At 68.2% G+C, this 20066-nt stretch carries 23 protein-coding genes; 11 read left to right on the forward strand and 12 right to left on the reverse strand.

Annotated features, from left to right (window positions below; genetic code table 11):
• Positions 1-137: 137 nt before the first annotated feature.
• The 6 genes from DKM19_RS23185 to DKM19_RS23205 form a co-directional block, all read right to left on the reverse strand.
• Positions 138-899: an ABC transporter permease gene (locus DKM19_RS23185; RefSeq protein WP_110698300.1), complete on the reverse strand. Its 762-nt coding sequence runs from the start codon at positions 897-899 to the stop codon at positions 138-140.
• A gap of 2 nt (positions 900-901) precedes the next feature.
• Complete coding sequence (locus DKM19_RS23190) at positions 902-1726, reverse strand: ABC transporter ATP-binding protein (RefSeq protein ID WP_110698302.1); 825 nt, start codon at positions 1724-1726, stop codon at positions 902-904.
• A 23-nt stretch (positions 1727-1749) separates the two neighbouring features.
• The gene (locus tag DKM19_RS23195; RefSeq protein WP_110698304.1) at positions 1750-2145 is read right to left on the reverse strand and encodes a DUF1048 domain-containing protein; all 396 of its coding nucleotides are present in this window, start codon (positions 2143-2145) and stop codon (positions 1750-1752) included.
• Complete coding sequence (locus DKM19_RS23200; RefSeq protein ID WP_110698306.1) at positions 2142-2477, reverse strand: PadR family transcriptional regulator; 336 nt, start codon at positions 2475-2477, stop codon at positions 2142-2144. Before DKM19_RS23200 ends, DKM19_RS23195 begins: the two co-directional genes overlap by 4 nt.
• A gap of 161 nt (positions 2478-2638) precedes the next feature.
• Positions 2639-2764: a hypothetical protein gene (locus DKM19_RS52560; protein WP_255415542.1), complete on the reverse strand. Its 126-nt coding sequence runs from the start codon at positions 2762-2764 to the stop codon at positions 2639-2641.
• Between the two features lie 209 nt (positions 2765-2973).
• Positions 2974-3426 carry an Lrp/AsnC family transcriptional regulator gene (locus tag DKM19_RS23205; RefSeq protein ID WP_089206765.1) on the reverse strand — a complete coding sequence of 151 codons (453 nt, stop codon included), beginning with the start codon at positions 3424-3426 and terminating at the stop codon, positions 2974-2976.
• Positions 3427-3537: 111 nt separating this feature from the next.
• Here DKM19_RS23205 and DKM19_RS23210 point away from each other — a divergent pair, with 111 nt between their 5' ends.
• Complete coding sequence (locus tag DKM19_RS23210) at positions 3538-4155, forward strand: LysE family translocator (protein ID WP_110698308.1); 618 nt, start codon at positions 3538-3540, stop codon at positions 4153-4155.
• A gap of 244 nt (positions 4156-4399) precedes the next feature.
• Here the strand turns inward: DKM19_RS23210 and DKM19_RS23215 are convergent, their stop codons facing one another.
• A complete protein-coding gene (locus DKM19_RS23215; RefSeq protein WP_110698310.1) occupies positions 4400-4867 on the reverse strand; it encodes a MarR family winged helix-turn-helix transcriptional regulator in 468 nt (155 codons plus the stop codon).
• Positions 4868-4981: 114 nt separating this feature from the next.
• Here DKM19_RS23215 and DKM19_RS23220 point away from each other — a divergent pair, with 114 nt between their 5' ends.
• The 3 genes from DKM19_RS23220 (at position 4982) to DKM19_RS23230 (ending at position 7853) form a co-directional block, all read left to right on the forward strand.
• Positions 4982-6061, forward strand: coding sequence for an epoxide hydrolase family protein (locus DKM19_RS23220; RefSeq protein ID WP_110698312.1), 1080 nt, complete (start codon positions 4982-4984; stop codon positions 6059-6061).
• 376 nt (positions 6062-6437) lie between these two features.
• On the forward strand, positions 6438-7025 hold the full coding sequence (locus DKM19_RS23225; RefSeq protein ID WP_162641693.1) for a MarR family winged helix-turn-helix transcriptional regulator: 588 nt from the start codon (positions 6438-6440) through the stop codon (positions 7023-7025).
• Between the two features lie 90 nt (positions 7026-7115).
• On the forward strand, positions 7116-7853 hold the full coding sequence (locus DKM19_RS23230; RefSeq protein WP_110705910.1) for an SDR family oxidoreductase: 738 nt from the start codon (positions 7116-7118) through the stop codon (positions 7851-7853).
• Between the two features lie 174 nt (positions 7854-8027).
• Here the strand turns inward: DKM19_RS23230 and DKM19_RS23235 are convergent, their stop codons facing one another.
• Complete coding sequence (locus DKM19_RS23235) at positions 8028-8639, reverse strand: N-acetyltransferase (protein ID WP_110698316.1); 612 nt, start codon at positions 8637-8639, stop codon at positions 8028-8030.
• 134 nt (positions 8640-8773) lie between these two features.
• Between DKM19_RS23235 and DKM19_RS23240 the strand changes: the two genes are divergently transcribed.
• Positions 8774-9751: a GntR family transcriptional regulator gene (locus DKM19_RS23240; protein WP_110698318.1), complete on the forward strand. Its 978-nt coding sequence runs from the start codon at positions 8774-8776 to the stop codon at positions 9749-9751.
• A gap of 175 nt (positions 9752-9926) precedes the next feature.
• Here the strand turns inward: DKM19_RS23240 and DKM19_RS23245 are convergent, their stop codons facing one another.
• A complete protein-coding gene (locus tag DKM19_RS23245) occupies positions 9927-10730 on the reverse strand; it encodes an SDR family NAD(P)-dependent oxidoreductase (RefSeq protein ID WP_110698320.1) in 804 nt (267 codons plus the stop codon).
• 83 nt (positions 10731-10813) lie between these two features.
• On the opposite strand from DKM19_RS23245, the gene DKM19_RS23250 reads away from it, so the two are divergent.
• Together DKM19_RS23250 and DKM19_RS23255 are read left to right on the forward strand one after the other, a co-directional pair.
• Positions 10814-11446, forward strand: a complete 633-nt coding sequence (locus DKM19_RS23250) for a TetR/AcrR family transcriptional regulator (RefSeq protein WP_110698322.1) — start codon at positions 10814-10816, stop codon at positions 11444-11446.
• A gap of 107 nt (positions 11447-11553) precedes the next feature.
• Positions 11554-12141: a histidine phosphatase family protein gene (locus DKM19_RS23255; RefSeq protein ID WP_110698324.1), complete on the forward strand. Its 588-nt coding sequence runs from the start codon at positions 11554-11556 to the stop codon at positions 12139-12141.
• 208 nt (positions 12142-12349) lie between these two features.
• Here the strand turns inward: DKM19_RS23255 and DKM19_RS23260 are convergent, their stop codons facing one another.
• The gene (locus DKM19_RS23260) at positions 12350-13084 is read right to left on the reverse strand and encodes a dienelactone hydrolase family protein (protein WP_110698325.1); all 735 of its coding nucleotides are present in this window, start codon (positions 13082-13084) and stop codon (positions 12350-12352) included.
• A gap of 440 nt (positions 13085-13524) precedes the next feature.
• On the opposite strand from DKM19_RS23260, the gene DKM19_RS23265 reads away from it, so the two are divergent.
• A complete protein-coding gene (locus DKM19_RS23265) occupies positions 13525-14460 on the forward strand; it encodes a patatin family protein (RefSeq protein ID WP_110698327.1) in 936 nt (311 codons plus the stop codon).
• Positions 14461-14728: 268 nt separating this feature from the next.
• Positions 14729-15262: a PaaI family thioesterase gene (locus DKM19_RS23270; RefSeq protein WP_110698329.1), complete on the forward strand. Its 534-nt coding sequence runs from the start codon at positions 14729-14731 to the stop codon at positions 15260-15262.
• Between the two features lie 78 nt (positions 15263-15340).
• Here DKM19_RS23270 and DKM19_RS23275 read toward each other — a convergent pair whose 3' ends face one another.
• A complete protein-coding gene (locus DKM19_RS23275) occupies positions 15341-16801 on the reverse strand; it encodes a PLP-dependent aminotransferase family protein (RefSeq protein WP_110698331.1) in 1461 nt (486 codons plus the stop codon).
• A 427-nt stretch (positions 16802-17228) separates the two neighbouring features.
• Here DKM19_RS23275 and DKM19_RS23280 point away from each other — a divergent pair, with 427 nt between their 5' ends.
• Entirely contained in the window at positions 17229-18185 is a 957-nt protein-coding gene (locus DKM19_RS23280) for a PLP-dependent cysteine synthase family protein (protein ID WP_110705911.1), read from the forward strand.
• Between the two features lie 59 nt (positions 18186-18244).
• Here the strand turns inward: DKM19_RS23280 and DKM19_RS23285 are convergent, their stop codons facing one another.
• Positions 18245-19075 carry a hypothetical protein gene (locus DKM19_RS23285; protein ID WP_110705912.1) on the reverse strand — a complete coding sequence of 277 codons (831 nt, stop codon included), beginning with the start codon at positions 19073-19075 and terminating at the stop codon, positions 18245-18247.
• Between the two features lie 146 nt (positions 19076-19221).
• Between DKM19_RS23285 and DKM19_RS23290 the strand changes: the two genes are divergently transcribed.
• Positions 19222-19920 carry a GntR family transcriptional regulator gene (locus tag DKM19_RS23290; RefSeq protein ID WP_110698333.1) on the forward strand — a complete coding sequence of 233 codons (699 nt, stop codon included), beginning with the start codon at positions 19222-19224 and terminating at the stop codon, positions 19918-19920.
• Positions 19921-20066 lie beyond the last annotated feature (146 nt).

Here is a 20066-nt window from a genome sequence, read left to right on the forward strand (position 1 = left end):
ATTCTGTTGATCGCAGGAAGTGCATTCGGGCGGGTAACCAGCGCTGATCGCTGCGCCGCGGGAAGAAGCGCGACCGCCCGATCGATCCGCCTGTCCGTCACGCTGATCTGGATCAGAACGGACCCGGCCGGCACAGGCTAGGAGATCTTGCGGCGGTAGGCGGTCATGGCGAAGACATAGGCGACGACCAAGATGCCGACACACCAAGCCAGGGCGATCCAGATATCGGTGCCGACCGGCTGCTGGGTATACAGGTGGCGCAGGGCATTGACGATGGAGGTCACCGGCTGGTTCTCGGCGAAGGCACGCACCGGGCCGGGCATGGTGTCGGTGGGCACGAATGCCGAACTGATGAACGGCAGGAAGATCAGCGGGTAGGAGAACGCGCTCGCGCCGTCCACCGTCTTCGCCGACAGACCGGCGATGACGGCGAGCCACGTCAACGCCAGGGTGAACAGGATCAGGATGCCCGCCACCGCGAGCCACGCCAGCACGCCGGCCCCCGAGCGAAAACCCATCAGCAGAGCGACGAGCACGACGATGACGAGCGAGATCAGATTGGCGACCAGCGAGGTCAGCACGTGCGCCCACAGCACCGACGACCGGGCGATCGGCATCGACTGGAAACGCTCGAAGATGCCGCTCTTCATATCCAGAAACAGCCGGAACGCGGTGTAGGCGATGCCCGAGGCAACCGTGATGAGCAAGATGCCGGGCAGCAGGTAGTTCACATACGACACCGACCCGGTGTCGATCGCACCGCCGAACACGTAGACGAACAACAACATCATGGCGATCGGCGTGATCGCGGTCGTGATGATGGTGTCCACGCTGCGGGTGATGTGGCGCAGAGAGCGTCCCAGCAACACGGTCGTGTCACCGAAGAAATGCTTGGTCATCGTTATTCCTCATCCATCCGTGCCGAGGTTGCGGTCATTGCCCGGCGTTCGCCGTCCTTACCGTCGGCACCGACGAGCGAGAGGAAGACCTCTTCGAGGGTCGGCTGCTTTTCGACGTATTCGACCTGGGCCGGCGGGAGCATCTGCTTGAGCTCGGCCAGGGTGCCGTTCACGATGATCCGGCCCTCGTGCAAAATCGCGATCCGGTCGGCGAGGTGTTCGGCCTCGTCCAGATACTGCGTGGTGAGCAGCACCGTCGTGCCCCGCCCGGCGAGTTCCTTGACCGTCTGCCACACCTCGATCCGCGCCTGGGGGTCCAGCCCGGTGGTCGGCTCATCGAGGAAGATGACCGGCGGATCGCCGATCAGGCTCATCGCGATGTCCAGGCGTCGGCGCATGCCCCCCGAATACGTCGACGCCTTGCGCGCGCCCGCCTCGGTCAGCGAGAACCGCGCCAGCAGGTCATCGGCGATCGTGCCGGGATTCTTGAGGTGGCGCAGCTTGGCGACCAGCACCAGGTTCTCCCGCCCGGTGAGGATCTCATCGACGGCGGCGAACTGTCCGGTGAGGCTGATGGACTCCCGCACCTTCGCGGCCTGGGTGGCGACGTCGAAGCCGTTGACGGCGGCGGTGCCGGTGTCGGCCTTGAGCAGCGTGGACAAGATCTTCACCACCGTGGTCTTGCCCGCCCCGTTGGAGCCGAGCAGCGCGAAGATGCTGCCGTGCGCCACGTCGAAGTCCACGCCGCGCAGCACCCGCAGTTCCTTGTAGGACTTCTCCAAGCCCTGCACGTGGATCGCAGGACCCTGGACCTGATTGGCTGTCATTCGGGTATCCGTTCTCTGTCGGGTCACGGCGTGTCGCCCGTGACGCGGTCGATGGCGTTGCTCAGCCGTTCCCGCTCCCGGCGGATCCACGACCCTCCCGGGTAGTTCGCCAGGAACGCCTCGGCGAACTCCGCGGGGTCTTGCCCGACGATTTCGCGGATCGGGGTTTCGTCGGCCGCGCTCTGCTCGAACAGATCGGCGAGATCTTCCAGCATCTCCAGCAGGCTGTCTGCCTGAGCTGTCGGCCCGAAGTGCATCAGGTATCGCTCCAGCGCTTCGACCGCCGTGTGATAGTTGTCGGGAAGCTCTTTGACGCGTGCCTTGTACTGCCGCCAGCGTTTCTTGTCCTCAAGTGGCCCGGTGACCATCTCCAGGTACTGCCGGTAGCGGCTTTTCGGTTCGGTCGGCTCTGTGGTCATGTCTGCTTACCTCCTTGGTGGAGCTGTTGGAGCCGTTCGGTGAGGAAGCTCCAGGTCCTCCAGAACTCTTCGAGGTACTCCCGTCCGTGTGCGTTCAGGGAGTACACCTTGCGCGGTGGCCCCTTTTCGGAGGGGACCTTCTCCACGTCGACGAGGCCGCGTCGCTCGACCCTGACGAGCAGTGCGTAGATGGTGCCTTCGGCGATGTCGGAGAAGCCCTGCTCTCGCAGCCATGCGGTGATCTCGTAGCCGTGCGCGGGCCGGCCGGACAGGATGGCCAGGACGATGCCTTCCAGCACGCCTTTGAGCATTTCGGTTACCTGCTTGGCCATGGAATGCCCCTCCTTCCAGCTACTCGGTGCTGCTATGTACTAGTAGAAAGTAACACTGACTACCGGTACATAGCAACACCGAATAGCTGGGATACAAGCGGGACCGCAGGCGTGCGGGTACGGGCGATCGGATCACTGCTTATGAGCGAGCCCGTCACCCTTTAGGAGAAGGCGGGCCGCGTCAGCCCGCCGGAGATTTCGACCCCCGGCTTCGCCGTCGCGGACGCGGCGGGAGCGCCGGCGACCACGGGCGCGGCCGCGAGTGCCGCGATCGCTGAACAGTTCATGGCATCCACCATCGCCGACCGCTCTGATACCGGGCCGTTGCCGTACTGACACGGCCGCTGACACGACACCGCATCAGACCTGATCCGGGATCGCTCCACCGCTCGGTGAGGGGCCGCACTTCGCGCATACGGCCGAGCGCCTCCATCTGTCCCCGGCCGGGTGAGCCGGCTCATGCCCCGGCGCCACCCCCATGTGTCTTGGCCTGACGTCAGGTGGGCAGGGGCCGGTCGTTCACGACGTGTTTCATGACGAGGGTGGAGTTCAGGCGTTGCACGCCGGGGAGCGCGGACAGGACGTCGTCCTCCAGCTCCTGGTAGGCGGTCAGGTCGGCGGTGACGATGCGCAGCAGGTAGTCGGGGTCGCCGAACAACCGTTGCGCCTGCACCACCTCGGGCACCCGCGCGACCGCCGCCTCGAAACCCAGCAGGGTGTCGCGGTCCTCCTGGCGCATGGTGACGAAGACGAGCGCCTGGAACGTCAGGCCGAGGGCGCTCGCGTCGACGATCGCCCGATAGCCGCGGATCGTCCCGCTGCGCTCCAGCTCCCGCAGCCGGCGGTGGCAGGGCGAGACACTCAGCCCCACCCGTGCGGCGAGCTCCGTGATCGTCAGACGGCCGTCTTCCTGGAGCACAGCAAGAATTTTCCGGTCGATCGCATCCACGTAGAAAATTCTTCCATACATGCGACCCGATCGGGGAAAAGTTGGAAACACCTTTGGGCACATCAAACGTATTCTTCCCATATCCGCTGATCGACCGGGAGGAATCCATTCATGGCCGCCGGCTCCGTGCTCGCTTTCTGGGCGGTCGCGTTCCTGCTCATCGTCGTCCCGGGCGCGGACTGGGCCTTCACCATCGGTGCCGGGCTACGGGGCCGGTCGGTGTACCCGGCGGTGAGCGGGCTGGTCGTCGGCTACGCCGCGATCACCCTCATCGTCGCGGCCGGAGTCGGGGCCCTGGTCGCCGGATCCCCGGCCGTCCTGACCGGCCTCACCCTCGTCGGCGGTCTCTACCTGATGTGGCACGGCGCGATGACCTTCGCCCACCCCGCCACACCCGACACCCCGGCCACCGCCCCGGCCGGCACCGACTGGAACACCTTCCTGCGCGGCATCGGCGTCAGCGGTCTCAACCCCAAAGGTCTGCTGATCTTCCTCGCCCTGCTCCCGCAGTTCACCGACCCGCACGGCGCCTGGCCCGTCGCCGGGCAGATCGGCGTCCTCGGCCTGGCCTTCATGGCCACCTGCGCCCTGTTCTACCTCTGCCTCGGCGCCCTCACCCGCACCGTCCTGCACGGCCGGCCCGCCGCGGCGCGCCTCATCAGCCGCCTGTCCGGAGCCGCCATGATCGGCATCGGCGTCTGGCTGCTCACCGAGCGCATTCTCAGCTGAGCGACGCTTGGGGCAGGCACCAACGATTCGCCGGAAGCTTTCCGCGCGGTCATGCGCCCACCGCGCCATCCGGCCTCACGCGGACAGTGCCCGCGTCGGTGTGCACGCACTTCCATCAGGCCGGCCCCGCGTCGCCGAGCCGTAGGCGTACGCGGACGAGCCGGACGTGACCGACGCCGGAGGCGCTCGAGTGTTCAGGCCCGGCCGGCTGCGTCCCGAGAGCACGTTCCAGTCGGCGCCACGGCTATTCGGGGGTGCCGGTTCGCCGGTTGTGGTGGTCCAACAGCCTGGACAGCAGCCCGGTCAACCCCTGTCGCTCCTCGGGTGACAGCGGAGCCAGCAGTTCGTCCTGACATTCGGCCAGCCGCTTCTCCAGTCGCCGCAGCTGCCGCTTGCCCGCGGCGGTCAGCGAGATGACGTTGCGCCGCCGATCGGAGGGGTCCGGGGCACGCTCGACCAGTTTGCCATCGGCGAGCTCGTTGATCGTCGCGACCATGTCGCTGAGGTGGATGCCGCTACGGCGGCCCAGCGCGGCCTGGCTGGCCGGGCCGGACTCCTCCAGCGTCGCGAGCAGGCGGTAGTGGTAGCCGCGGGCGCCAACGGACGAGAACCCGTCGCCCACCAGGCGGTGCGCGTGGTTGGCGGTCTGGGTGAGCAGCCAGCTGGGCAGGCTCTCCCACCGGGCAGGCGTCTTCTCGGATGGGTTCTCCATGTGACAAGTCTAACGAATCGTTGGAAGCACTAATGATTCATTGTATCGTTTGAGCACCAAACGTTAGCTATACAAACATTAGGACACCGAATGAATTCCTCTGGAGTCAGGACCATGATCGAGCCGTTCCGCGTCAACATCCCCCAGGCCGACCTCGACGACCTGACCGACCGGCTCTCCCGCACCCGCTGGCCCAACGAGGTCGCCGGCGCCGGGTGGGACTACGGCTTCCCGCTGGCGCGGCTCAAGGAACTGGCCGAATACTGGCGCACCGGCTACGACTGGCGTGAGCACGAGGCCAAGCTCAACGAGCTTCCGCACTTCACCACCGAGATCGACGGCCAGAACATCCACTTCGTCCATGTCCGGTCCGCGAAGCCGGACGCGCTCGCGCTGATCCTCACCCACGGCTGGCCCGGCTCGTTCCTGGAGTTCCTCGACGTCATCGAGCCGCTGTCGCGCGACTTCCACCTGGTGATTCCGTCCATCCCCGGCTTCGGGTTCTCCGGGCCGACCCACGAGCGCGGCTGGGACACCGTCCGGGTCGCGCGGGCCTGGGCCGAGCTGATGCGCCGCCTGGGGTACGAGCGCTACGGCGCGCAGGGCGGCGACTTCGGCGCGGGCATCTCCATCGGGCTCGGCGCGGTCGCGTCCGAGCACGTCGTCGGGGTGCACGTCAACTACCTGCCGACCCGGCCGGACCCCGACGTCGAGGTGTCCGAAGCGGACGAGGCCCGGCTGGACAAGGTCAGGCAGTTGATGGCGAACCGCCCGCCCTACCAGGCTCTGCAGGCGCTCACCCCGCAGACGATCGGCTACGCGCTGACCGACTCGCCGGTCGGCCAGCTGGTCTGGATCGCCGAGCGATTCGCGCAGTGGACCGACCCCGCCACGCCGGTGAGCGACGATCGGATGCTCACCGACATCTCGCTGTACTGGCTGACCGCGACTGCGGCCTCCTCGGGCCGGTTCCACCACGACTCCCCGCGAGGGAGCCTGCAGCCGTGCCGGGTGCCGCTCGGCGTGGCCGTGTTCGCGCACGACATCACGCTGTCGGTGCGACCGCTGGCCGAGCGGCTGTACGACATCAGGCACTGGTCGGAGTTCGAGCACGGCGGCCACTTCGCCGCGATGGAGGTGCCGGAACTGCTCGCCGAGGACGTCCGGGACTTCTTCCTCAACCACGTCAAGTAGGGCTACCGGGTCGCCACCCGTCAGGAGACGCTGCCGGCCGTGGAGCTCCCGGGCACCCCGGAGCTCCACGGCCGGCAGGCCGTTCGCCTTCGCCGAGTCCAGCCGCACCGTCATGCCCTGGCACCGGCAGAGGCCTCGGACACCTTCGGCGGACAGGCGACTCGTTCAGCCATTCCGGCCTCACGTGAGGAGGCGCCGGAGGCCGCGCACGCCGCTCTGGACGCCATCGGCCTCCCCGCGATCGAGGGCGTCGAAATCGGCTGAGCCCCGGCGTCCCCTCGTCGACGCGTTGCCGGAGGCGCGACTTGCGCGCCTCCGACAACAGGGTCTATCTTCCCAGGAAGGAAGTTTCCTAGGAAGAATCACTGGTCAGCTGATGAATGACACAGACCCCGAGGTTCCGACTGGTTCCACCGAGCAGGAGTCGACGTACGCTCCTCGCATCGGCGGGCCCGACCCCATGGCCGTGGCCGCACTGTGGCAGCAGGAACTCCCCGGTCTCGACGTCACCAACATCGTGCTGGCGTCGGCGATCCACCGGATCGCGCAACTCCTCGAACAGGACTTCACCGAACTGGTCAAGGAGTACGACCTTCTCCCTTCGGAGATGCGGATCCTTCTGGCTCTGCGCCGCTCGCCACCGAGTTACGCGCTCAGCCCGACCCAGCTGTTCCGCCGTCTCATGGTCACCTCCGGTGCCGTGAGCAAGCAGGTGCACCGGCTGTGCGAACGCGGCCTGGTGAGCAGGCATCTCGATCCACAGGCGCCACGCGGTCAGTTGGTGCGTCTGGAGCCGACCGGCAGGCACATCGCCGACCAGGCGGTACGGCGCATGAGCACCATGCACGCCGGACTGGAGACCCTCGACCGGAGTGAGGCGCAGCGGGCCATCGTGATGACGCAGCAGGTGCTCTCCGCACTGGATCCCTCCGTCGGCTCGTCCGGGCCGGACGCCGACGAATGACCGACACGTAAGGACCGAGCCGACCGCCCGCGCCGGTCGAGGCGCGTGCCCATGCTCGTGACCGATATCGAAGGACTCAAGGAACCTCACATGAACGACTCACCGAAGATCGTCCTCATCACCGGAGCCAGCAGCGGCATCGGTGCCGCCACCGCGCAACGGCTCGCCGCGGCAGGCCACCACGTGGTGCTCGGCGCCCGCCGCCTCGACCGCCTCGCCGCCCTGACCGCCACGATCCGTGCGGACGGCGGCTCCGCCGAGCACATGGCACTCGACGTGACGAGCCAGGAAAGCGTCCACGCCTTCGCCCAGGAGGCCCACCGCCGGCACGGACGCATCGACGTCCTGGTCAACAACGCCGGCGTGATGCCGCTGTCGAGGCTTGACGCGCTACGCGTCGACGAGTGGGACCAGATGATCGACGTCAACCTGCGCGGCACCCTGCACGGCATCGCGGCCGTTCTCCCGCTGATGAAGGCGCAGCGCTCGGGACACGTGATCAACATTTGCTCGACCCTCGGCCACGACGTCGTCCCCAGCTCCGCCGTCTACAGCGCCACCAAATTCGCGGTCAAGGCCCTGTCCGAGGGGCTCCGCAAGGAGCAACAGGACATCAGGGTCACCGTGGTCAGCCCTTCCTTCACCGAATCCGAGCTGAACACCCTGGGAGGAGATCCCGACACCATGGCGTGGGTGCGCACCATGGCGGACAAGCTCAACATGCCCACATCCTCCGTGGCGGACGCCGTCGCCTACGTCATCGATCAACCCGTCGCCATCGACGTCAACGAGATCATCATCCGCCCCCTCGTCGAAGCCGCCGCGTAACCCACTCTGAGCGTGCTGCGCCGCGTCGACGACCGGCGAGCTCCGAGAAGATCTCCACCGGTTCAGGCCGGTCGAACGGGTCGGCATGGCCGCCGGGTCGGCGACCACTGCCGCGGTCCGTTGTCATCGACGTTCGCTCCATCCGCCTGTTGGACGGGTGGTGTGAGTCGGCGGTCAACGGTGCGGTCTGCGCCACATCGGCCACAGGAGCGGGCTGTCCGCCACGCGAACCGGCTCGCCGAGATCCTTGAATCCGTGCCGCTGGTAGAGGACGCGGCTCCTGGGCGAACTCGCCTCCAGATACGCGGCGAGCCCGTCGGCGTCCGCTCGCTCCAGCCGGTGCCGCAACATCGCCGAGCCGAGCCCGGCGCCCTGCCGCCCGCCGATCACCCCCATGCACGGGAGGTAGAGGTGCGGTTCGCGAGCGGGATGCCGTGGGGCCAGTGCCTGGCCCAGGGCCAGCAATCGCGCGCCGTTCTCGCCGAAGACCGTCCCCTGGCCCGCCCCGGATGCGTCCGGGCGCCCCTCATAGGGCGTCTGGCCTGCGGCCAGCGTCAGCCATATCGCGGTGCCCTCGCGCCGACCGGCAAGGTACACCTCGGCGGCGGGATGGGTGAGCAGGGAGCGGTAGTAGTGCGCCTGGAGACGGCCTCGCCGGCCTGCCTCGGGGAAGAGCCAGCAGACGACGGGATCGTTCATGAACGCCTTGGTCAGGACGTCCAACACCGCCTGCCGGTCTGCGGCATCCGCCCGCCGCACGGATGCGTACGGTGTATCAGCTGTCATGGGTACAGCGTATTGAGATGGTCGCGGAAGTGGGAGTGTTTTGATGATTCAGCGAGTCAAAGCGGACTGGACCTGAGAGATTGGACTAGTACACTCTTGGCGGGCAGCAACCTCACCAAGAGATCGGGGGCTCCATGCCGTCGTCAACGCAGCGGCCGGAACCGCCATACCGGCAGATCGTCACGGAGATCCGCGCCCGGATCCTGGCCGGCGACCTGCGGCCCGGGGATCGGGTGCCTTCCATCCGGGAGATCGCCCGGCGATGGGACGTCGCGGTCGCGACCGCGACCAGAGCGATGGCCGCTCTCCGCGACGACGGGCTGGTCGAGACGAAGGTCGGCGCCGGCACGGTGGTCAGCACCCTCACGGGCCGGAAGAAGCCGGTCGGCGTGACCACTCCCCCGGGACCGCGGCGCGCCAGTGCCCCCAGGCAGGCGCTGAGCCGGAGGCAAACCCTCCGCACCGCCATCGCGATCGCCGACGCCGAGGGACTCGACGCCGTATCCATGCGGCGGATCGCGGCCGAGTTCGGTGTCGGTCCGATGTCGTTGTACCGGCACGTTTCGAGCAAGGACGAATTGGTGACGCAGATGACCGACGAGGTCTTCGGCGAACCGGAGCTACCCGTCCCGGGCCCGGACGGTTGGCGAGCCAGGCTCGAACTGATCTCCCGCCTGCAGTGGGAGCTGTGCCGGCGACACCCCTGGCTGCCCAGGGCCGTCTCGTTCACTCGCCCGTTGCTGGTGCCCAACATGATGGCGCATACCGAGTGGACCCTGCGTGCACTCGACGGGCTTGGACTGCCCATGACAACACGGATTCGAGAGGCGCTCACGCTGCACGCACTGGTCCTCACCGTTGCGCTGTCCATGGCGGACGAGGTCGAAGCCGAGCAGGAGACCGGTGTGACGCTCGACCGGTGGTGGCTGACACAGCGGAAGCGGGCCGACGAGCTTCTCCGCTCCGGCCGGTTTCCGCTGCTGGCCACGGTCACCGGGGAAGAGGTGTCGGACGTGGACGGATTGTTCGAGTACAGCCTTGCCCGCCATCTCGACGGTTTCGCCGTCCTGGTGGAGGATCACCACCTCGCCGAGGCCGAAGACCACCGCTGACACCGCGTCAACGCGTGGAGCCCCCGCTCGTCTCCTCGGAGAAGAGTCTTCGGAGAGACGAGCGGGGGCTTCTTCGCGGTGGGTTACGTCGTTCTCCACCGTTCCGGGGATATCGCCCGGGGACGCTTCGACGCTCACCGACGCGTCGGACACGAACGTCAGCCCGGTGTGCGCGTCAACGGAATGCGGCCAGCGCGACCGGCTGCCACTTCCGCCACGTGGCAAGCCGTTCCTCGTATTCGGCCGCGACCGGCTCGAACGACTTGCCGAAGAAGACCCGGGCCGGCGGGTCGTCGGTGTCGGCCAGCTCCAGGATCGGCCCGCGCGTCGCCTTGGGGTCGCCGAGGTCCCAAACGTTTTCGGTGACCGCGCGGACCTCGGCGTAGTCCGGGTGTTCGGCACTGGTGCGGACGCTGCCGCCGCCGAAGTCGGTCGAGTACGGGCCGGGCTCCAGGCAGACGACGTCGATGCCGAAGTGCGTGACCTCCTTGCGGAGCGACTCCGACAGCCCTTCCACCGCCCACTTCGACGCGTGGTAGCCACCGATGCCGGGGAACGCCCGGACCCCGCCCTCGCTGGTGACCTGAATGATCCGGCCGTGACCCTGCGCGCGCAGCACCGGCAGGACCGCCTGCGTCACCCATAGCGTGCCGAAGAAGTTGGTCTCCATCTCGGCGCGGATCTCGGCCTCGGTCAGCTCCTCGACCATGCCGAAATGGCCGTAGCCCGCGTTGTTGACCACCACGTCCAGCCCGCCGAAGTGCTCAGCCGCCTGCCGTACGGCGGCGAACACGGCCGCGCGGTCGGTGATGTCGAGCCGCAGGGGAAGTACGGCGTCGCCGTACTTCTCGGTGAGGGGCCGCAGAGGGCCGAGGTCGCGTGAGGTGGCGGCGACCCGGTCGCCCCGCTCGAGGGCGGCCTCCGCCCACTCGCGACCGAACCCCTTCGACGTGCCGGTGATGAACCATGCCTTGGACAACGTCCTCACCTCTCTTCAGTGGATACGTTTCATCATAAGAGTAGCATGGACTGCATTAATTGAATGGATGGTATCGTTGCCGCATGGAAGGTCGGCGAGATCGAAAGAAGCGGCAGACCCGCGAACGGATCCAGACCTCGGCGCTGGAGCTGTTCACGTCGCACGGCTACCGCAACACGACCATCGCGGCGATCGCCGAACACGCGGACGTCGCGACACGGACCGTCACGCTGCACTTCCCCAGCAAGGAAGACCTGCTGTTCGCCGACGACCCGTTCGCCCCGGAGTCCCTGGCCGCCCGCCTCGACACCCGGCCCGGCCCCGTCCTCGACGCCGTCGGCGAGTGGATGCGCGACACGATGCACGCCCTCGACGAACGCGACGCCGACCAGGGCCGCAAGCCGGGCGAGACCTGGTCCCTGCGCGTCAAACGCGCCACCCTGATAGCCGAGGACGAGGACCTGCGCGGCCGCGGCCGCGCGGGCTACTACGAGCTGGAACGCCTGATCGCCGCCGCCATCGGCAGGGACATGGGCCTGGCGCCCGACGCGCTGGCCCCGCGCCTGACCGCGTACACCGTGGTGGGCGGCCTGCGCGAGCTGTACATGACCCACGAGGCCCACCACCGCGACACCGCCACCGATGAGCTGCTCCCCCTGGTCGACCGCGTACTCGACTTCGCTCGCGCGGGTCTCTTGCGGAGCACCGCCCCATGATCACGTTCGGACGGTGAGCGGGACCCGATCCCGGTCATGGGAAGGGTGCGCCCTTCCCGAAGCAGACCGATTGCGGGCGAATCACATCACGAGATACCGTCCCGGTCATGAGTGAGCTGATCTTGATCAGGCATGGCGAGACCGAATGGAGCCGGTCGGGCCAGTACGCCGGCCGCACCGATCTCCCGATGACCGACACCGGCGTGGCCGCGGCCAAGGCGCTCGCCCCGGCGTTGGCCCGCCGTCATCTGGTCGCCGTGTTGAGCAGCCCGCTGAGCCGCGCCATGCGGACGGCCGAACTGGCGGGCCTGACCGGCGTTCAGCCAGATCCCGATCTGATGGAGTGGGACTACGGCGGCTACGAGGGCATGACCGAGACGCAGATCCGGGAGGCGAGGCCGGGCTGGCATCTGTGGCGGGATGGCGTCGTCCCCGGCGCCGCCGGCTATCCCGGCGAGCAGCTCCACCAGGTGGCCGCACGCACGGACGCCGTGCTCGACCGGATCCGGCCGCTGCTGAACGACGGCGACGTCGCCCTTGTCGCGCACGGCCACCTGCAGCGCGTGCTCACCGCGCGCTGGCTCGGCCTCGACCCCTCAGCCGGCCGGCTGTTCTGCCACCCGCGTCCCGGCACCCTCAGTCTCCTGGGCACCGAGCACGAGCAGCCGGTGATCTCCGCCTGGAACATCCCCTAGCCGCGGCCCAGCAGAAGTGTGGCGAGCACCCCTCACCCGCGACCGTGATGTGGATGTGGATGTGGATGTGGCGCGAGCCTGACGAACAGGCTGCGACGGCAGAGAGCGCATGACCACGTCACCGGGACGCCGGCCGCTGCTTCGCGGCCGGCGTCCGAGCCGGGACTCCGGCGCCGTGTACTTCAGGTTTGGTTTCCAGGCCGGAGCCTCAGCCGCCGGTCAGGGTGCGGTCGAGGAGAGGGAGCAGGCGGTCCCAGTGGCGCTGCAGTCCGGAGGGGCTGAAGGCGTCGGTGTCGGACATGGTGAAGCCGTGGACGGTGCCGGGATAGATCTCGGAGGTGTAGTCGACACCCGCGGCATCCAGGGCCTGGTTGAGCTCGCCGAGGACCTCGGGCGTGATGTCGGTTTCGGCGTGGCCGAAGTGGACTTGGGCGGTGAGCCTGGAGAGGCTGTCGGGCCCGTCGGCGCCCACGGGGCCGTGGAATCCGGCGACGGCGGCCACCTGGCCGGGGTGGGCCACGGCGGTGCGCATCGCCAGGAGGCCGCCTATGCAGTAGCCGGTCACCGCGACCGGTCCGGCGCTGACCTCGGGCTGAGCGGTGAGGAACCCGAGGTAGGCGTCGGCGTCGCGCAGAACCCGTTCGGTGGTGTGCGCCTCGATCAAGGGCATCAGCCGGGCGAAGATCGCGGGCCGGACCTCTTCTCCGATGTGCTCGGGAAGTTCGATCACCGGCGCCGGGCCGTGCCGGTAGAAGAGGTTGGGGACGAGCACGTAGTACCCGTGCGCGGCCAGTTCGCGGGCCATCTCCCGCAGTACGGGCCGGATACCGAAGCCGTCCGCGTACATCAGCACCCCCGGGTGCCGCTCGCCATGGTCGGGGAAGGCGGCGAAAGCGTCGGCCTGGCCGTCCGCGGTGGGAATCCGCAGTGTCTTGGTGGGCATGACTTCTCCTGTCGTGGTCGATGTGCAGAACCTGTGATCAACACGACAGGAGGCGGAGCCCGCGCGGCAGCGCGAGATCCTCGATCGAACAGCGGGCCCGCACCGGCCCGCACGGCGCTCAGAAGAGCACCGGGTCACCAATCCGTGTGTGGCGCGACGCCGTCCCGGTAGTCATCGCCGGACAGCATAGCCCACCGGACAAGGTCGACTCCGTGGGTGAAGCCGCGGGTCCGGCCCGTCCCCGACCGGTGTCGAGTTCCCCACCGGAAAGAACTTACCGACGAGTAACCTACTCGTGAGTACGTCTCGCTTCGAGAACTGCTATCGTTAATTATGAAGCTATATGATAGCGCTACTGTTGATGTGGGAGTAGCGGTCCACGGTGCGGTCCTGCCGTCGGCGATCGACGCGATCTTCAAGCAAGAAAAGAAGGCGGAACGGTGACCGACACCGTCCTTCAGCTACTGCGTGACCGCAAGAAACAGGGAAGCGCTCCCGGAGATCGCAGCGACGACGCGCGCCTGGTGCTCCTGGTCGAAGGCGGAAGCTCGCGTGGCGCCTATTCGAGCGGCATGACGGTCGCCATCGAACAGCTGGGGCTGTTGCCGATGTTCGATGCCGTCTACGGCAGTTCCGCGGGAGCGCTGAACGCGGCGTGGCTGCTGTGCGGTCGCGCAGAAAGCACCATGCACGCGTGGTGGGATCCGACCATCATGGGGGCGACCATCGACCCAAGGCGCGCACTGCGCCGGCAGCCGGTCGTGGACACCCGTTTCCTTGTCCACACCGTGTACACCGAGATCATGCCGATGGGGTTCCAGGAGATCCTCGACAGCACCGTCGAGTTCCACCCGATCGCCACGGACGCCCTCACAGGCCAGGCCACCGATCTGCACGAGCAGATCCGTGACCGATCCAGCCTGCAGGCCGCGCTCCTCGCCTCGACGGCGATGCCGCTTCTCGCAGGCGAACCGATCGAGATCGACGGGCGATCGTTCGTCGACGCCGGGGTGAGCGAGTCGGTCCCCGTACGGACGGCGCTCGCCCAGAAGGCCACGCACATCGTTGCGCTTCGCACTCGGCGTATGGACGAGACCACGTCGGCTCCGTCTTTCGGCGAACGTCTGATGCTGTCGCGATGGTTCGCCCGGCGCGCACCGGGAGCCCTCGGACCATGGCTGCGCCGCGAGGCCATCAGAGCGGAGGAAGAGCGGCTTCTGGCGGTGCATCCCGCGACCCTGCAGATCCGCCCACCGATCGGCAGCGCGCCGATCGGCCGTACCGAGCGACGCCCACGCCCCCTTCGCGCAGCTGTCGACACAGGCCGGCAGGCGGCGTTGAACGAACTGGCGGGCTGCGTCGAAGAGCCTCTGTGAGGTTCCCCCGAACGGTGGACATGGTCATATCCGTCTCCGGCCTGACCACCCAGCTGTAGTCCGTCGCTGCCGGACTCCGCCGCCGCGATAGCCGAACAGACTCCCTCCAACGGTTTCGTTCACCACGGTCTGCGACCACGGCGGCCGAGGTTGAATCCGTTTCCGCCGGAGGCAAGACCGACGACCAGCGTGAAGTACTGCCGCCGTCTCCCCTCCGAGAGTCGCGGCCCTCAACCCCTACCGCCGGAAATCCCAAGGAGAAAATGCCATGGACAGGACAGGCACGGAACCGATCAGCCACGTCAACGGCGAATCCGAACGTCGTGTCCGGACCGTTTCCTGGGAGGATCACCTTTCGTTCGCGACCGCGGCCGTCGAGATGAACGGCCTGGAATTCCTCCAAGCCATGGTGCGCGGCGACGTTCCTCCCGCACCGATGATGGAATTGATCGGCATGCGTCTGACCTCGGCCCGGGAGGGCGAAGCGGTGTTCCGCCTCACGCCCGGCGAATTTCATTACAACCCCATGTGGTCCGTCCACGGTGGTGTGTACGCCGCCCTGCTGGATTCGGCGGCTGCCTGCGCCGTGCACACCACGCTGCCGGCCGGAAGCAGATTCAGCACCCTGGACCTGTCCGTTCGATTCATCAGGCCTATCCGGATAGGCACCGGAACCGTCACGTCAACGGGCACCGTCATTCACGCCGGACGAAACGTCGCACTGGCCGAGGCGCGTCTGGAGGACACCGCGGGCACGTTGCTGGCGACCGCGACCGCCAACTGCTTCATCGTCCGACCGTGAGACCGGGTGTGCTTCGAGCGCGAGCGGCCCGTCGCCGATGCTTACCGGGCCGGCCCGCTGAGCAGCCGAGGGCCACGCTCACGTGCCGGTCACGACGCCGGTCTCGGCGCATGCGGCGGCGATGCGGTCGACGCCCTCGGAGATCTCGTCCGTACCGGTGTTGTCGGCGAAGCTGAGGCGCAGGTACGGAGCCGGGGCCTCGGCGGCGAAGTAGGGGCGGCCGGGAGACACGGCGACACCGGCACGGAGAGAGGCGGCCACCAGGGCGGCCTCGTCGGTGCCGTCCGGCAGGCGGATCCACAGGTGGTAGCCGCCGGCGGGTGCGCGGACCGTGGCGGCGAGACCGGGCAGGTCGGCCTGCAGTGCGGCGAGCATGGCGTCGCGGCGTTCACGCAGGCCGGAGGAGATGGTGCGCAGATGGCGTGGCCAGGCGGGAGCGCTGACGAGATCCAGGGTGGCCTCCTGGAACGGGCGGGGTACGAAGAAGCTGTCGACGATCTGGATGGCACGCAGTCGCTCCATGACCGGTCCGCGGGCGATGAGCGCACCGACCCGCAGACTGGGCGAGGTGGGCTTGGTCAGTGAGCTGATGTGCACGACGGTGCCGTACGGGTCGTCGGCGACAAGCGGCGACGGGAGCTGTCCGTCGTGCCCGAGCCGGCGCGCGAAGTCGTCCTCGATGACAAAGGCGCCCGCGGCGTGTGCGATCTCGATGATTCTGCGACGCCGGTCGGGGGCGAGGACCGTGCCGGTGGGGTTGTGGAAGAGCGGCTGGCAGTAGAAGACACGGGCTCCCGTGGCGGTGAAGGCCCGGTCCAGAAGGTCGGGGCGTACGCCGTCGTCGTCAATGGGCACCGGTACGGGGCGCAGCCCGGCGGCGCGGGCGACGGCCAGCGCGCCGGGGTAGGTCGGCGATTCCACGAGCACCGGTGAGCCCGGCGCGGCGAGAGCGTGCAGCGCGGTGGTCAGTGAGGCCTGGCCGCCCGCGGTGATGAGCACGTGCGCGGGGGTGATGTTTCCATTGGGCCCACCCACTTCCCGGGCGAACCAGGCACGGAGCGCGGTCAGCCCCTCCAGCGGAGGCTGCTCCCACGCGCCGGGGCGCCGGGCGGCACGGGCGAAGGCCGCGCCGAGGGCCTGTGCGGGCTGGAGCGAAGGGTGCAGATAGCCGCCGTTGAAAGCGATCACGCCGGGATGAGGGACCGCCAGGCTGGCGGCGACACCGGTGGCGTCGACGATCCGCGGGGCGGACTCACCATGTTGCTGGTCTTCGGCGGTAAGCGCGATCTGCTGCCAGGACGTGTCGACGGCCCTGCTGTCAGAGACGCTGTCGCGCGCGCGGTATGCGCCGGCGCCGGGCCGGGTGACCACCAGCCCGTCGGCGGCGAGAGTGCTCAGCGCGCGTGAGACGGTAACCGGACTCACTCCGAAACGCTCCACGAGAGCCCGGCTGGACGGCAGCTTCTCCCCCGGAGCATAGGACTGGAGCTCGCCGCGTAGGGTTTCAGCGAGATCTCGCGAACTGCTACCGTTCCTCATAAAGAGAAATAATAGCGCTACGCTTCATATTGTGGTAATGCTCGACGGCACCTCCTCCTGAACGCGCCTGGCATCGCCGGCGGCCCCATTTGGGCGAGTTGCGGCCAACTGTTATCATAGATTATGAGAGCAAAGAGAAGCGCTACTGTCGCGATGCGGGTAACGGTTCCCGGTTCACCGCGATCTCCTTCCGATACGGGCAGGGTCCATCACGCTGCTCTTCCTCAAACGCCCTGGGCGCTCTGACCGCACCCGCCTCACGACGGTGCGCGCCCGCGTGGCCATCGTCAGGCACAGCCGAACACCTCATATGGTGCGGCGCCGGACCCGGATCAAGGCCCGGCCGGAGACAGGTCGAAACCAGAACGCCGAAGGCGGCGGTCGCCTCATCCACGGCGACCGCCGCCAGGCGGAAAGTGATACCGGTATGAGCAAGGTCCTGCAGTCCGCGGTCGATGCGATCGGCGGCACACCCATGGTCAGACTTGACCGTCTCACCGCCGACCTGGAGGGAACGATTCTTGCGAAGCTGGAATACTTCAGCCCCGGCGGGTCCAAGAAGGACCGAGTGGCCAAGCGCATCCTCGAGGACGCCGAGAAGGCCGGCCTGCTTCTCCCCGGCCAGCCCGTAGTGGAACTCACCAGCGGAAACACGGGTGCGGGACTCGCAATCGCCTGCGCGGTCACAGGCCATCCCTTCGTGGCGGTGCTGTCGAAGGGCAGCTCCGCCGAGCGCGCGCGGATGATCGTCGCTCTGGGAGCCGAAGTCGTACTCGTGGACCAGTTGCCCGGCTCGGTCCCCGGCCGGGTATCGGGAGGCGACATGGAACTCGTCGAACTGGAGGCTCGGAGAGTCACCCGAGAGCGCGGTGCGTTCCGTTCAGACCAGTTTGAGAACCAGAGCAATGTGGCTGCCCACTACACGGGCACGGGACAGGAGATCTGGGAGCAGACGGGCGGCAGGATCGACGCCTTCGCCGATTTTGTCGGGACAGGGGGGTGCCTGGCGGGAGTGACGCGTGCTCTCAAGGAGCACAAGCCGTCCGTCAGGTGCTTCGCCGTCGAGCCCGAGGGCGCCGCGGTGCTCGCGGGGGAAGCCGCCTCCCAGCCCAACCATCCGATCCAGGGTGGTGGTTTCTCCCGGGCCGACCTCACGCACCTGCTTGACGTTCCCATTGACGGTTACGTGCAGGTCACCGGCGAGGAAGCACGGTCGACGGCTCGCCTGCTCGCCATGCGCGAAGGCATCTTCGGCGGATTCTCCGCGGGAGCCAATGTCGCCGCCGCTCTGCACCTGTTGCGGAATGAAATGGCCGGAGCCACCATCGCGGTGCTCATTCCCGACTCGGGCCTGAAGTACCTGTCCACGGATCTGTGGGAGTAGTCCGGTCGCTGCGTCGCGCTCCGGCAACGCGGTGACCGAAGCTCGCGGATCGGCCGCGATCAGCGTAGTTGCCCGTACGTCCCGGCCGCGGTGAACGCGTCGTCGATCGGCGTGATGAGCGAGGCGAGGCGACGGGCGCCCGCGTCGCCGATCGGCGCCCACAGCGCGGCGCAGTGCTCGTCGGTCTCGACCTCGATCTGCTCGCGCGCCGCGGTGCCGGCATCGGTCACGGTGCCGTCGGCGTTGAGCCAGCCGCGCGCGACAAGACGTGCCGTCGCCGCGGCCCACTCCTCGTCGTCCCACTGGCGGGTCGCACGCATGAGCACCGTCGGGAGGCGACCCGTCGCGGTCTGAATGACGGTGCAGTCGCACGGCCCGAGGCGATTGTCGGCGAGTACGACAAGATGCGCGTCGCCGCGCCACTCACGCAGCACCGTGATCTGCTGCCACAGCGCGACGAGCGGATCGGACGGGAGCGCGACCGACGCGTTCGCGGCGGCCAGCGTCTTGCCGGCGTAGTCGGCACCGGCGACGACCCGGTCGATCAGTGACCGTGCCTCCGCGATCCGATCGGCCGTGAGACGCACGCCGCCGCGCCGCAACGAACGATCGGCGACCACGAAGCGGGCGGCCTGCCACTGCTCGGGTGACGCGGCGTCCCACACGCCCGTCATGGGCTGCACCGATCGCGGGCTGAAGTTGTAGAAGGCCGCGAGCGCGACCTGCCACGGGACCGCGCCCATCGCGGCCGACCGGAACGCGAAGTACGCCGGCCCGCGGTCGGTCACGCCGAGCTTGGCGGCCTCCTCCACGGCCTCGGGGGCGAAGTAGATGAACCGGTGGGTCGCGTTGACGGCGAGGCTGACCTCGCGGACGGCGTTCAGGTCCATCCGCCGGCTGCTCGGGTGGGCATGATCAGGGAGGTCGGCGAGACGCATTGCGGTTGTTCTCCTAGCGAGGGACATGGTGGGCGATTGCTTTTCATCGACTATAGCTTAAATAATCGATTATTAGTCCAATCGTCTATGCTGACGACATGACACAGGCAGCCGCCGCCCCCACCTCGCCGGGGAAACAGATGCTTTCCGAGCAGGTCTACGCCCGCCTGCGGGATGCGATCATGCGTGGGGACTACGCCCCCGGTGAGGCCCTCAAGCCGCAGGACCTGGCCGGGGAACACGGCGTGAGCCTGGCCGTCGTGCGCGAGGCGCTGGTGCGGGCGGTCGGCGACGGTCTCGCCGACCGGCTGCACAACCGCGGCTTCGCCGTCCCCGCCTTCTCCGACCAGCGCTGGCAGGAGATCGCCGAGGCCCGGCGGACGATCGAGCCGGTCGTCCTGCGCATGTCCGTCGAACGCGGCGACGTCGACTGGGAGGCCCGTGTACGGGCCGCCCACCACCGCCTGGCCCGCACCCCGGCGTACGCACCGGAAGAGAGCAAGTACTACAGCGACGCCTGGTCCGAGGCCCATCGAATCTTCCACCGGACCCTGCTGGAGGGCTGCGGCAACCCCGTTCTGCTGGAGACCTTCGACCGGATGTGGACGGCGAGCGAACTGACCCGCCGCTGGTCGGCCCAGCGCGCTCCCAACCGGGACTTCGCCGACGAACACCGCCGGCTGGAGGAAGCGGTGCTGGCCCGCGACGCCGACACCGCGGCCGCAACACTGGTCCGGCACCTCACCCTGACCGCGACCGGTCTGACCGACTCCGCTCACCCCGAAACCGGGTCATAACGCCACCTCACACGGCGACCTGGCTTCGCCGCGCGCCAGTAGCACGGCGGTCTCGGGGCGACGTCGGCGCTGCGCTCCATGCTGCCGCCGACGCGCGACCTGCCTTCGGGCCAGGTGATGGCGGCGTGTCCCCAGGAGTGCCGTCG

Origin of the sequence: Streptosporangium sp. 'caverna' (genome assembly GCF_003203775.1) — a bacterium.
Lineage (GTDB): Bacteria > Actinomycetota > Actinomycetes > Streptosporangiales > Streptosporangiaceae > Streptosporangium > Streptosporangium subroseum.

Bases quoted from the DNA above. Each gene is read 5' to 3' on its own strand.
- DKM19_RS23185 (WP_110698300.1), bottom strand. From the start codon at position 899: ATGACCAAGCATTTCTTCGGTGACACGACCGTGTTGCTGGGACGCTCT.
- DKM19_RS23190 (WP_110698302.1), bottom strand. From the start codon at position 1,726: ATGACAGCCAATCAGGTCCAGGGTCCTGCGATCCACGTGCAGGGCTTG.
- DKM19_RS23195 (WP_110698304.1), bottom strand. From the start codon at position 2,145: ATGACCACAGAGCCGACCGAACCGAAAAGCCGCTACCGGCAGTACCTG.
- DKM19_RS23200 (WP_110698306.1), bottom strand. From the start codon at position 2,477: ATGGCCAAGCAGGTAACCGAAATGCTCAAAGGCGTGCTGGAAGGCATC.
- DKM19_RS52560 (WP_255415542.1), bottom strand. From the start codon at position 2,764: ATGAACTGTTCAGCGATCGCGGCACTCGCGGCCGCGCCCGTGGTCGCC.
- DKM19_RS23210 (WP_110698308.1), top strand. From the start codon at position 3,538: ATGGCCGCCGGCTCCGTGCTCGCTTTCTGGGCGGTCGCGTTCCTGCTC.
- DKM19_RS23215 (WP_110698310.1), bottom strand. From the start codon at position 4,867: ATGGAGAACCCATCCGAGAAGACGCCTGCCCGGTGGGAGAGCCTGCCC.
- DKM19_RS23220 (WP_110698312.1), top strand. From the start codon at position 4,982: ATGATCGAGCCGTTCCGCGTCAACATCCCCCAGGCCGACCTCGACGAC.
- DKM19_RS23225 (WP_162641693.1), top strand. From the start codon at position 6,438: ATGAATGACACAGACCCCGAGGTTCCGACTGGTTCCACCGAGCAGGAG.
- DKM19_RS23230 (WP_110705910.1), top strand. From the start codon at position 7,116: ATGAACGACTCACCGAAGATCGTCCTCATCACCGGAGCCAGCAGCGGC.
- DKM19_RS23235 (WP_110698316.1), bottom strand. From the start codon at position 8,639: ATGACAGCTGATACACCGTACGCATCCGTGCGGCGGGCGGATGCCGCA.
- DKM19_RS23240 (WP_110698318.1), top strand. From the start codon at position 8,774: ATGCCGTCGTCAACGCAGCGGCCGGAACCGCCATACCGGCAGATCGTC.
- DKM19_RS23250 (WP_110698322.1), top strand. From the start codon at position 10,814: ATGGAAGGTCGGCGAGATCGAAAGAAGCGGCAGACCCGCGAACGGATC.
- DKM19_RS23255 (WP_110698324.1), top strand. From the start codon at position 11,554: ATGAGTGAGCTGATCTTGATCAGGCATGGCGAGACCGAATGGAGCCGG.
- DKM19_RS23260 (WP_110698325.1), bottom strand. From the start codon at position 13,084: ATGCCCACCAAGACACTGCGGATTCCCACCGCGGACGGCCAGGCCGAC.
- DKM19_RS23270 (WP_110698329.1), top strand. From the start codon at position 14,729: ATGGACAGGACAGGCACGGAACCGATCAGCCACGTCAACGGCGAATCC.
- DKM19_RS23275 (WP_110698331.1), bottom strand. From the start codon at position 16,801: ATGAGGAACGGTAGCAGTTCGCGAGATCTCGCTGAAACCCTACGCGGC.
- DKM19_RS23280 (WP_110705911.1), top strand. From the start codon at position 17,229: ATGAGCAAGGTCCTGCAGTCCGCGGTCGATGCGATCGGCGGCACACCC.
- DKM19_RS23285 (WP_110705912.1), bottom strand. From the start codon at position 19,075: ATGGACCTGAACGCCGTCCGCGAGGTCAGCCTCGCCGTCAACGCGACC.
- DKM19_RS23290 (WP_110698333.1), top strand. From the start codon at position 19,222: ATGACACAGGCAGCCGCCGCCCCCACCTCGCCGGGGAAACAGATGCTT.